6 protein-coding genes and 1 pseudogene are annotated in these 12,120 nt (G+C 62.6%); 4 read left to right on the plus strand and 3 right to left on the minus strand.

Going from position 1 to position 12,120, the window contains the following annotated elements:
- Positions 1-70: 70 nt before the first annotated feature.
- The 4 genes and pseudogenes from U1763_RS03210 to U1763_RS03225 all read left to right on the plus strand — a co-directional run bounded on the left by U1763_RS03210 (position 71) and on the right by U1763_RS03225 (position 6,957).
- Positions 71-1,381 carry a sugar porter family MFS transporter gene (locus tag U1763_RS03210; protein ID WP_332754088.1) on the plus strand — a complete coding sequence of 437 codons (1,311 nt, stop codon included), beginning with the start codon at positions 71-73 and terminating at the stop codon, positions 1,379-1,381.
- Positions 1,378-2,736, plus strand: a complete 1,359-nt coding sequence (locus U1763_RS03215) for a family 43 glycosylhydrolase (protein ID WP_332754089.1) — start codon at positions 1,378-1,380, stop codon at positions 2,734-2,736. The genes U1763_RS03210 and U1763_RS03215 overlap by 4 nt, the downstream gene beginning before the upstream one ends.
- Positions 2,733-5,909, plus strand: coding sequence for a glycoside hydrolase family 2 TIM barrel-domain containing protein (locus tag U1763_RS03220; RefSeq protein WP_332754090.1), 3,177 nt, complete (start codon positions 2,733-2,735; stop codon positions 5,907-5,909). Before U1763_RS03215 ends, U1763_RS03220 begins: the two co-directional genes overlap by 4 nt.
- A gap of 158 nt (positions 5,910-6,067) precedes the next feature.
- Positions 6,068-6,957: pseudogene (locus tag U1763_RS03225) on the plus strand (IS110 family transposase).
- Positions 6,958-7,293: 336 nt separating this feature from the next.
- Here the strand turns inward: U1763_RS03225 and lptE are convergent.
- From lptE to U1763_RS03240, 3 genes are all read right to left on the minus strand, one after another.
- Complete coding sequence (lptE, locus tag U1763_RS03230; RefSeq protein ID WP_332754402.1) at positions 7,294-7,827, minus strand: LPS assembly lipoprotein LptE; 534 nt, start codon at positions 7,825-7,827, stop codon at positions 7,294-7,296.
- Positions 7,828-8,244: 417 nt separating this feature from the next.
- Complete coding sequence (gene bamA / locus U1763_RS03235; RefSeq protein ID WP_503676870.1) at positions 8,245-10,944, minus strand: outer membrane protein assembly factor BamA; 2,700 nt, start codon at positions 10,942-10,944, stop codon at positions 8,245-8,247.
- Positions 10,945-11,268: 324 nt separating this feature from the next.
- Positions 11,269-12,084, minus strand: a complete 816-nt coding sequence (locus tag U1763_RS03240; RefSeq protein WP_332754092.1) for an alpha/beta fold hydrolase — start codon at positions 12,082-12,084, stop codon at positions 11,269-11,271.
- Between the last annotated feature and the right edge of the window lie 36 nt (positions 12,085-12,120).

Here is a 12,120-nt window from a genome sequence, read left to right on the forward strand (position 1 = left end):
CCCCCGCAAGGGGGAGGATTGCAGGGGCGAATACCGACCCGCGTGACCCCGAATACTGGAGCCAAGACGCATGAATGCAACCCTGTTCCGCGGCGTGCTGGTGGGTGCGCTTGCCGGCCTGTTGTTCGGGTTCGACACCGCGGTGATCGCGGGCACCACGGAAGGCATCCGCACCGCGTTCGGCCTCGACGCGGCGGGGGTCGGCATCACCGTCTCCAGCGCGCTGTGGGGTACGCTCGCCGGCGCGCTGCTCGCGGGCGTGCCGGGTGATCGCTACGGTGCGCGGACCTCTCTGAAGGTCATCGCGCTGATCTACCTGATCTCGGGCATCGGCTGTTTCGCCGCGTGGAACTGGGGTTCGCTGCTCGCTTTCCGCGTGCTTGCCGGGTTCGCGGTCGGTGCGTCTTCGGTTCTGGCGCCGGTCTACATCGCCGAGATCGCACCTGCCGAAAAACGCGGCATGATGGTCGGCGCGTTCCAGCTGAACATCGTGCTCGGCATCCTGGTCGCCTATCTCAGCAACGCGATCGTCACCGGCATGGATCTGGGTGCGCTCGACTGGCACGTGAAGTTCGGCGTGACCGCCTTGCCGGCGTTGCTGCTGCTAGTGATGATGTTCACGATCCCCGACAGCCCTCGCTGGCTCGCGGCGCGCGGTCGTGAAGCCGAGGCCGAAGCCGTATTGCGCTCGCTCGGCGTCGCCGATCCCGCCAGCGACATCGCCAGCTACCGCCAGTCGAACCTCGCCGCCGCAACGCGGAAACCCCGGTTGAGCTGGGCACGGCATCGCCGCCCGATCCTGCTCGCGTTCGCGATCGCCTCGTTCAACCAGCTCTCCGGCATCAACGCGATCCTGTATTACCTCAACGACATCTTCGCCGCAGCCGGGTTCGACAGCGTCTCGGCGGACCGCCAAGCGATCGTGATCGGCGCGTGCAACCTGTTCTTCACAGCACTCGCGCTGACCGTGATCGACAAGATCGGCCGCAAGACGCTGCTGCTGATCGGTGCGGCGGGTCTCACCGTCATGCTGTCGGGCGTGGCGTACGTGTTCCTCAGCGGGCAGCACCAGGACATGCTGTTGTGGCTGCTGATCGGCTTCATCGCCTTCTTCGCCTTCTCGCAGGGCGCGGTGATCTGGGTGTACATCAGCGAGATCTTCCCGACCGACGTGCGCTCGCGCGGGCAGAGTCTGGGCTCGTCGACGCACTGGTTCATGGATGCGATCATCGCGATGGCGTTCCCGCTGGTCGCCGCTTACTCGCGCGGCGCACCGTTCATCCTGTTCGCGGCGATGATGGCGCTCCAGTTCGCGGTGGTCCTCGCGTTCTTCCCCGAGACCAAGCGCCGTTCGCTCGAAGCGATCGAGACCGCATTGTGAGCGCCTCGCGGCGGCTGATCGCCGGCCTGCTGGCACTGGCAGCAACGCCCGCGCTCGGTCGCGATGGCGCGCTCGATCCGGGCATGCGCAACCCGCTGCTGCCAGGCTATTTCGCCGACCCGTCGATTGTCCGCGATGGGGACGAGTGGTTCGTCTTCGCGACGATCGATCCGTGGGGCGCCGACACGCTCGGCCTGTGGCGCTCGCGCAATTTCCGCGACTGGACGTTCGAGACGCCGAACTGGCCGACCAAAGCCGCCGCGACCAGCCCGACGTCGAGCAAGAGCAAGGTCTGGGCGCCTTCCGTCGTGAAGGTTCGCGACGGCAAATTCTGGATGTACGTGTCGGTCGGCAGCGAGATCTGGGTCGGCAGCGCGGATCGTCCCGCCGGGCCGTGGCGCGACGCCAATGGCGGCAAGCCACTGGTCCCCCGCAATTACCGCCCCGGGCTGCACATGATCGATGCCGAGGCGTTCGTCGACGACGACGGCCAGGCCTATCTCTACTGGGGGTCGGGGCTGAACTGGGTCAACGGCCACTGCTTCGTGGTCAAGCTCAAGCCCGACATGGTGACGTTCGACGGCGAACCCCGCGATGTCACCCCGCCGCACTATTTCGAAGCGCCGTTCATGCTGAAGCGCGACGGGTGGTATTTCCTGACATATTCCTTCGGCAACACGACCAAGGACACGTACCAGTTGCGCTATGCGGTCGGCAGTTCGCCGATGGGGCCGTTCCGCGAGGTTTCCGACACGCCACTGCTCGCCACCGATGCGAAGCGGCAGATCATCAGCCCCGGCCATCACGCGATCTTCAGCGCGGGCGGCGAGGATTTCGTGCTCTATCACCGGCAGGCGCTACCGTTTCTGCCGGCCGGCGACGCGGTGTTGCGTCAGGTCGCGGTCGACCGCCTAACCGTCTTGGGCGACAAGCTTTCGATCGTCCCCACGCATCGCGGCGCGGATGTTCCCGGCACTGCAGCGCGGCGATCCGGGGCGAGGCCGGGACGGTTGACCGCGTCGGGCGCGGCTGACGCCGCACATTCCCCCGCCGCAGCCGGCGACGACAATTATGCCACCAGTTGGCGCTCGAACGCGGGCGCAGCGTGGTTGCAGGCCGATCTCGGCACGGTGCAGGCAGTCGGCTCGACCACGCTCCGCCCGGCTTATCCGACGACGAGCATCCGGTTCAGCGTCGAGGCTTCGCTCGACGGCAAGGTCTGGCGACAGATCGCAGCGGAACGCGGTGCCAGCGGCTCGCCGATCACGCTGCCCGCCATCCCGAAGACCCGCTTCGTCCGGCTCGTCTTCCCGCAGGGCGCCGACATCCTCGAATGGAATTGGCCGACCCGATGACCTACCGCCCCCTCCTTGTCGCGCTGCTGATGACCGCAACGCCGGTCGCCGCCCCCGTCATGGCACAGCGCTCGCCGGTCGCCGTGCCGATCCAGCCGCAGGTTTCCGCCGACCGGCCCGACTGGGAGAACCCCGCGGTGTTCGCGATCGGCAAAGAGAGGGCGCGGGCCACCGGCTTCCCGTTCGAAACGCGTCAGGCCGCGCTCGACGGCGCGATGGAGCGCTCGACGCGGTTCGTGACGCTCGACGGCCAGTGGAAGTTCGCCTTCTCGTCCGGCGCCGACAAGGCACCGAAGGATTTCGCCAGCCCCACATACGACGTGTCGAAATGGAAAGAGATCAAGGTCCCCGCCGACTGGCAAGCCGAGGGCTATGACCAGGCGCGGTTCAACAACGTCACCTACCCCTTCCCCGCCAACCGCCCGCTGATCCCGCACGCCACCAACCCGGTCGGCTCGTACCGCCGCGACGTCGAGGTGCCGCGTGATTGGAAGCAAAGCGACGTCATCCTCCACATCGGCGCCGCGGGCTCGGCCTATTACGTTTGGGTCAACGGCCACAAGGTCGGCTATTCGGAGGACAGTAAGCTGCCGTCCGAGTTCGACGTCACCCGCTGGATCAAGCCCGGCCACAACAGCGTTGCGATCCAGATCTATCGCTGGTCGGACGGGAGCTATCTGGAAGACCAGGATTTCTGGCGCGTGTCGGGGATCGAGCGATCGGTCTATCTGATGGCCGCGCCGAAAGCCCGGATTGCCGACACGTTCGTCAAGGCCGGCCTCGGCGCCGACTATCGCGACGGCACGCTGGATGTCGTGCTCAACCTGACAAACGCCGCACGCGGCCACACCGTCCGCGCAACCGTGATCGATGGTGACCGCACGCTGCTGACGAAGACCGCGCCTGCGACGGGGGCCAAGCTGTCGCTCACCGGCACGCTGCCGGGCATCCGCCCCTGGACCGCGGAAACGCCCAACCTCTACACGCTGCTCGTCGAACTGCTCGACCGCAAGGGCAACACCGTGCAGGCGACCGCCCGCCGCATCGGCTTCCGCAGCGTGGCGATCCAGAACGGCCTCGTCACGGTCAACGGCAAGTCGATCACGATCCGCGGCGTCAACCGCCACGAGCACGACCCCGAGACCTTCCACGTCATCTCGCTCGCGTCGATGCGCCGCGATATCGAGCTGATGAAGCTCAACAACGTCAACGCATTACGCACCTCGCACTACCCTAATGACGAACGGCTCTACGACCTCGCCGACGAATACGGCCTTTACGTGATGGACGAGGCCAATATCGAGAGCCACGCGTATATGTCCGCCGCCAACCGCGGCGGACGCACGCCCGAGAGCATCCAGATCGGCTACGATCCCGCCTGGGAAGCCGCACATGTCAGCCGCGTCGTCAACATGGTCGAGCGCGACAAGAATCATCCCTCGATCATCTTCTGGTCGCTCGGCAACGAGGCCGGCACCGGTCCCAGCTTCGAAAAGGCCGCAGCGGCCGCACGCGCGATAGATCCGACCCGGTTGATCTCGTATCTCGGCTACAGCCAGATCAACGATTTCAAGCCGAACGCATACGCCGACATCTATGCGCCGATGTACGACAGCCCGGCCAGGATGCTTGACTATGCGCAGCATCCCGAGCTCAAGCAGCCGATGATCCAGTCCGAATACGCCCATATGCAGGGCAATTCGGGCGGCAATTTCAAGGAATATTGGGACGCGATCTATGCGCGGCCCGACCGGTTGCAGGGTGGCTTCATCTGGGACTGGGTCGACCAGTCGATGTACCGCTATACCAAGGACGGCCGGCGGTACTGGGGTGATGGCGGCGAATACGGCCCCAACCCCGGCGGCGAGATCGAATTCGGCGACGGGCTGCTCAACCCCGACCGCACCCCGCATCCGCAGCTGTTCGAAGTCCAGAAGGTGTACGCACCGGTCCAGTTCACCGCCGTCGACGCGGTTGCGGGGCGGTTCACCGTCACCAACCACAACGATTTCCGTGATTTGTCCGGCTTCGATTTCGACTGGACGGTGAACGAGAACGGCGTTCCCATCGCGCAAGGCGCCGTACCGGCGTTGCATACCGCGGCGCATGCGACCGAGCCGTTCACGCTGCCCTTGCCGAAACTGCCGCCCAAACCGGGCGTGGAGTATCTGGTCACGATCCGCGCCCGTGCGAAGACCGGCACAATCCCACTGGTGCCGGCGGGTCACGTCGTCGGTTGGGACCAGTTCGCGCTGGGTGTCCCGATCCCGACGCGCATCACTAGACCGCGCGGTCGCACGACCTTGCAGGAAACCGGCGGCACGATCGCGTTGACTGCGGGTGACGCCAGCCTGACGATCGATCGGAGGACCGGCCTGATCGCCAGCTACCGGTTCGGGCGCGACGAGTTACTCAGCGGCGGCGCGCCGAATTTCGCGCGGGCGCTGACCGACAATGATATCGGCACGCGGGGCGAGGCCGCGAACGCGCCTTGGCTGGCGATGTCTGCCACGCGCACGGTCGAGTCCGTCAAGACCGAGCGCATCGCTTCGGGTGCGGCGGCGGTCATCGTGCGCTATGTTATGGGCGAAAACGCGGTGCGCTTCACCAGTCGCTACACGATGCACGGCGACGGCAGCGTCGATATCGCTGGCGAGTTCACGCCGCTGAAGAAGGACCTGCCGGACCCGCTCCGCATCGGCTTCCAGTTCGCCGCCCCGAGCCGGTTCAAGACCATCGAATGGTATGGCCGCGGCCCGCACGAGAACTATGCCGATCGTAAGACCAGCGCGGCGATCGGCTTGTGGCGCGGCGCCATCGCCGATCAAAACCACGACTTCATGCGGCCGCAGGAAACAGGCACCAAGAGCGATGTCCGCTCGATGACGCTGGACGGCGACGGCCAGACCGGGATCAAGCTGACTGGCGACCTTCCGCTGTCGATGAATGCGCTCGCATTCCCCTATGAAGATCTCGCGCGCCACGCGCCCGGAACGCGTAAGAGCACCGATATCGTGCCTCACGACCATGTCTCGGTGCTTGTCGATGCTCTGCAGTCGGGCCTGGGCGGGGATACGACATGGAACGCACAAGGCCGCCCGTTGCCGAAATACCGTGTACCACTCGCGCCCGTTCGTTTCACTTTACGATTGGCCCCTGTATTAAGAGATTGATTGTAGATCGGTGAGATCTCAGCATTGCTATAGCTTGGACCCAGAAGCAGACGTCCCCGCCCCCTTCCTTCGCTTCCCGACTTCGTTGGGGTGGACGCCCCCTGACGGCATTGATGTGCCATAGTGGAGGTGTTGAAAACACCACGGAGGAGGCGTCCATGGGTGAGGTTAGCACAGTCGGCATCGATCTGGCCAAGTCGGTTTTCCAGGTTCACGGCTCGGATCCGAGCGGTGCTGTCATCTTTCGCAAAAAGCTTCGGCGTGATCAGGTTCTGTCATTCTTCTCGACTTTGCCACGATGCGTAGTGGCAATGGAGGCCTGTGCGAGCGCCCATTACTGGGCTCGCGAGATCGCCGCAGTAGGTCACGACACGCGGCTCATTCCACCGGCCTACGTACAACCGTTCGTGAAGCGGCAAAAGAACGACATGGCCGATGCCGAAGCGATTTGCGAGGCGGCGCAGCGCCCGACGATGCGGTTCGTGCAGGGTAAGAGCGCCGAAGCACAGGCCTCCGGAGTAATCTTCCGTACGCGCGATCTGCTCGTGCGCCAGCGCACGCAGCAACGCCCTACGAGGACACCTCACCGAATAGTCGCAGATCGCTCTTTCTGGATCGCGAAATCGCGCACCGGGCCAAGACTGACCCCGTGGCGAAGCGGCTGATGACCATTCCGGGGGTGGGGCCGGTGATCGCGACTGCGCTTGTGGCGCTAGCGCCTGCTGCCAGCACGTTCCGACGCGGGCGTGATTTTGCAGCCTGGCTTGGCCTCGTACCCCGACAGCGCTCTAGCGGCGGCAAGGAGCGGCTGGGGCGCACAACAAAGATGGGCGAGCGTAGCTTGCGGAGGCTTCTTATTATCGGCGCAAGTTCGGTTACGAAGGTTGCGGCGCGTGACCCCGATAAAGCCGGCGCATGGCTGGCCGGCATGCTGGCTCGCAAGCCGCGCATACTGATCACGGTGGCGTTGGCCAACAAGATGGCAAGGACCGTCTGGGCGCTGATGGCGCATGGCGGGTCCTACAGAACTCCGGCCGCGGCGGTGTAACCGTCAAGGCTTGAGGCGTCAGGAACGCAAGGAAGGTCAGTAGAGAGGTATGGCGCAACGGTCAGAAGACGGGATTGGGAAAACCAGGGATGTGTCCGAGCGCCTCGAGCGCGCAACTTCGGTCTGGACCCGATCCGCGATCTCCATACAGGCCAGCAGCCGTGATGATGGCTGCATCAACAGGCCGGACACACGGAAGCACCTGAACCTGCGCGAACAAATCTCTCAAAAACCCCCTTGTATCCAGCGGGGCGTCCAGACACGGACGCTCATACATCTCGACAACAGCAGGTCTTAAGTTAGGTCATTGCACGACCTCTCAAACGAAAGCGCGTCTCATTTGAGCCGTCTAGTAGTATGTTCAACGGACATAGCTCGCACATTGCGAGCGTAAAGCGCAATCCGCGCGACAATCTGATCTGCGATGATCTGCGACAAGCGTTCGAGCGCAGTATTTTCCGCAGCGACCGTCGAATACTCCGAAGGGTCTATACCGATACCGATATCAGAGCCTGAGGCCGCATCTAGCAGGACCGAATTGTCGCCAATCCGTATGAGCTGATAGCGTGCGCGGAGCGTCCGGCGTTCGCGAGAGATGCTATCGTCGGTGCGGACGCCGAAGCCGCTGATTTGATCATCAAGGTGGATTTCTATCCGATAGATCGCCGGCGCGCCGCTGGAGGGCAGCCGGTCGCGGAGCGCATTGACTACCAGCCAACCGTGTTTGCTTGCAACTGGAGCGATCTCGACTTCGCCAAGCACGCTCGCGACCGAACTGCTGCTGCCGCCGGCATAGAGCGGATGCAGGCTGCAACCGGACAGCGTGGCTGATAGCGCAAGCGTGCCGACGTAGGTCGCAAGACGCTTCACGCAGCAATGCCGAGGATGTGGTTTAACACGAAAATAATTGCCAGAAGCTTTGTCCGTTTTCAAAAAAAATCCGAGGTAATGAAAGGTAACTACCACCTCTCGGGCCTCAGATTTATCACAGCCGCCAGCATCGATTATGGCGTCCGATTAATAAGTTCGTTTGCTTTATATTATATTGTACAGAGTGATTACAAAAATAAGCACTATCATACAAGATTATCCGATAATATATCTATACTAATTTATATACATAAGCGATAATCTGTAATCATGTGAAAATATACGTTTGAAAATAACTAACTTAATTATGTCATGTTACCGATCGCCGAGGGGGAATGTAATTGTCTTACGTGTTCCGAACGTAAGGGCGGCTAATGGACGCGAACGAGTTTTCAATGCGCTGACGTCACTCGAAAATTAGAACTGTGTTCCCACATTAAAGGTAATGGCCTTAGGATCGTCGCCCTTCTGCTTGAGCAGCGCTTTGGCGATGTCGATCCGCAGCGGGCCGAACGGGGAGTTCCAGTTGACCCCAATCCCAACCGTCAGACGCGGACTGGCAGAGTTGCCGAGGAAACTTTCCTGATAGATCGTGCCGTTCAGCGCCTTCGCATTAACGGTCGTCCCCACACATGTACCCTTTGCATCGGGCGTTCCGACAGCGCAAAATGTCTGCGCGCCGTTCGCGCCCGGTGTCGTGTAGACAAGCTGCCCCCCCTGCGTCAGCTGATTTGGCAAAAGCGTCGGAGAGCCATCGGGATTGAAGAGTTTGACCCCGCTCGCATTGACCGCCTGCTCGTAACTATAGGTCGGACGCGGTTTGGTAACGCCGAACAGGCTGCCGACCTGTGCATAGATCGACGGCCGCAGACCCAGTTCGCGCGCGCCAGAGCCGAGCGGGATCTCGATCTCGGCACGCGCGAGATAGTAAGCGTGGCCGCCCAGCGCGTCGTCCCGGACGACATTGGGGTCGGTCGACACCGACTGCGTGCCGTCCGCCGCGGTGGCGTACGGTTTGAGCAAAATACGCGGCCCGACGCCGCGGATGTCGAAACCGCGGAACTGCGGCTCCCCGAGATAGAAGCGATCGGTAAGACGAACCCGGTCCTCGCCTGCCTTGCGACGGCCCTCCAGCGAATGAATATAGCCGCCCTCGGCGGTGATCGACCCGATGAAGCCACTGCCTAGGTTCGCGTATTTCGAGCCTTCGAGGCGCGTGCGGATGTACTTCACGTCGCCGCCGAGCCCAGCAAAGTCCTGGCTGAACGAGAAGCGCGACCCGGCGGTCGGTCGCAGGCGGCTGTTGAGCGTGTCACGGCTCAGCGAATAGCCAACCGACGACGTCCAGCGGTTCCCGTACGCATCGCACAGATAGCTGGTCGCCGCCTGGACGTTGCACGAGCCATCGGCGTTCAGATATTGGCTGTCGAGGCTGACCTGATCGTAGGACAGGCCGTAGCGCCCCGACAGCGACCAGAATTCGGTCAGCGGTACGCCGGTTCGGATCTGGAAGCCGGTCGAGACCTGCGAATAATTGTCCTGCCGCTCATTCCCACTGTAGGTGAACGAATTGTAGTCGCGGCGGAACAGGTCGCCGCCCAGCGCGATGTTCTTGTCGAACAAATACGGCTCGGTGAAGCCCAGCTCGACCGACTTCGAATAGCTCGAATAGTTCACGCCGGCGCGCAGTTCCTGGCCCTTGCCGCGGAAATTGCGCTGCGTGATGTTCGCCTGGATGATGAAGCGCTCGAGGCTCGAATAACCCGCCGACAGCTGGAGTTCGCCGGTCGACTTTTCTTCGAGGTTGGTCTCGAGGATCACGCGGTCGGGCGCGGAGCCCGGCAGCTGCTTGATTTCCATCTTGTCGGCGAAATAGCCGAGCGAGTTGATGCGATCCTGCGAACGCTTCACCTGGAAGCTGTTGAACGCGTCGCCCTCGGCCAGGCGGATCTCGCGCCGCACGACCTTGTCTTGCGTCTGCGTGTTGCCGTTGATCTCGATCCGCTCGACATACGTCCGCTTGGCTTCGGCGATGTTGAAATTAATCCCCATCGTCAGCGTTTCGGCGTCCTTCTGGAACTCCGGGTTCACCTCGGTGAACGCATAGCCGAACAGACCCGCGGTCTGGCTGAGGTTGTCGACCGAATCCTCGACCAGCTTCGCGTTGTACCAGTCGCCCTTCTTGAGCGGCAGCGTCGCTGCGAGCTTCTTGTTGTCGAAGTCGCGAATCTGGCTGTCGACGGTCACGTCGCCGAACTTGTAGCGCTTACCTTCCTCCACCACATACGTGATGATGAAGTCCTTCTTGTCCGGCGTCAGCTCCGCGACCGCCGACGTCACGCGGAAATCAGCATAGCCCTGCGTCAGGTAGAACTGGCGCAGCTTCTGCTGATCGTAGGACAGGCGATCCTGATCGTAGCTGGTCGCCGACGACAGCAGGCGGAACAGGCGCGACTGCTTGGTCGCCATCTGGCCGCGGATCTGGTCGTCCGAGAACACCTCGTTGCCGAGGATGTTGATCTGGCGGACCTTCGACTTAGGGCCTTCGCTGACCTCGAACACGACGTCGACGCGGTTCTGGTCGAGGTTGACCATCTTGGGATCGATCACCGCGGCGAAACGGCCCTGGCGGCGATAGAGTTCGATGATCCGCGAAATGTCCTGACGGACCGCGGTGCGCGTGAAGATCTGGCGCGGCGCGAGCTTGATCTCCTTGGTGATCTTGTCGGTCTTGAGCGCCTTGTTGCCCTCGATGATCACGCGGTTGATGATCGGGTTCTCGCGGACGCGGAGCACGATGTTGCCCGTCTCGACACCGGCGATCGAATAGTCCGCGAACAGGTCGCTCGCCTGGAGATCCTTCAGCGCCTGATCGAGCGTTTCCGCGGTGTACGGGATGCCGACGCGGAGCTTCGTGTACGACAGCACCGTCTCGGGCTCGATGCGCTGCGATCCCTCGACGCGAAGCGTACGCATCGTCCGACCTGTCGAAGGCGTGGTTGCACCACCAACCGCTTTTGCTTGATCTAAATCCAAGTTTGACAGGGCGGTTGGTATATCGGACACAGCGTTTTGCGACATTGCCGGCATGCTAAAAATAACCGTGCTCGCGAACATTAATGATAAACGTTGTGCCGATTGATGGAGCTCACGCAAAGTCTTTCTGTTCCTAATATATATGTGTCACTGCTGGGATAGCGATGCCGGTAGCAGAACCGCGATAGAGGGCGACCGCCGCGAACGCCGGGCATGGACGTCGGTACGTGGTTCACGAGAGAGCGTTGGCTACATCCCGGCTGGGGGCGGTGATCATCACTGCGGCGGACGGGCGAAGTTGAACGTTAGAGCTATTGGAGGACGATTCTTCTGGTCAAGCCAGGACGTCAAATACTTGCCGTCAACGACGGCGCGAGGCGCTGGCCACCCCGCGCCGTTACGGCGTTACTTGGCAGCTTCTTCGATTGCAGTCGCCAAGCCATTCGGGTTGGTCAGGTAGGGCAAATGCCCGGTATCGAGACTGAGCGTCAGCCGGACATTACCCGCCGCGATCATGGAGTCCTGAAAGGCCGGGCTGACGGCCTGATCGCGCATCGTCTTGATGTAGACACGATCCGCCTTTCCGGAACGTGCCGGCGTCACATGGAGCGGCGTAGCCAACGGAATCAGCGGCTCGTCGACCGCGTTGGCGGTAGCCCACGCTTGCTGCTCGGCCGTCCCGTCATTCGCGAACATCGCTCCGCGGCTGGCGGCGTCAACCCTGACCAGGCCGGCGTCGGCATCGAACTTAAGTTGCGGTCCGAGCAGGCTGCCGGCATCGGTCTTGGCCAGGTCGAGCAGCGACGCGCCGTCGCGTGGCAGGAAGGCGGCGACATAGACGAGGGTTTTGATACGTTCCGGAACCGACTCCGCGACGTTTGAGATCGTGACGCCGCCAAAGCTGTGACCAACGAGCACGACCGGCCGCCGCTCCGCGCTGATCGCCTTGATCACCGTATCGCGGTACAGTGTCAGGCTGGTCAAGGATGGGGCGAGCGGCGTGCCGGTCCGGCCGGGCAGGTTGACAGTAATGACCCGATGACCGTCCGCGCGGAGCCGGTTCACCACCGGCCCCCACGCATCGACAGTCTGGAAGGCACCGTGCACCAGCACGATCGCTGGACGATCGGCATCGATGCCGTCCTTCGCATGGGCAGCACCAGCGCTGATCGATATCGAAGTAGCGCCCAGTATAGCGGACGCGAGCTTGCTCGTTTTCATCGTCTTCTTCCCATCGTTTTCCGATGGCCGGTATCG

It is taken from the genome of Sphingomonas sorbitolis (assembly GCF_036663875.1).
In the GTDB taxonomy this organism is placed as follows: domain Bacteria; phylum Pseudomonadota; class Alphaproteobacteria; order Sphingomonadales; family Sphingomonadaceae; genus Sphingomonas.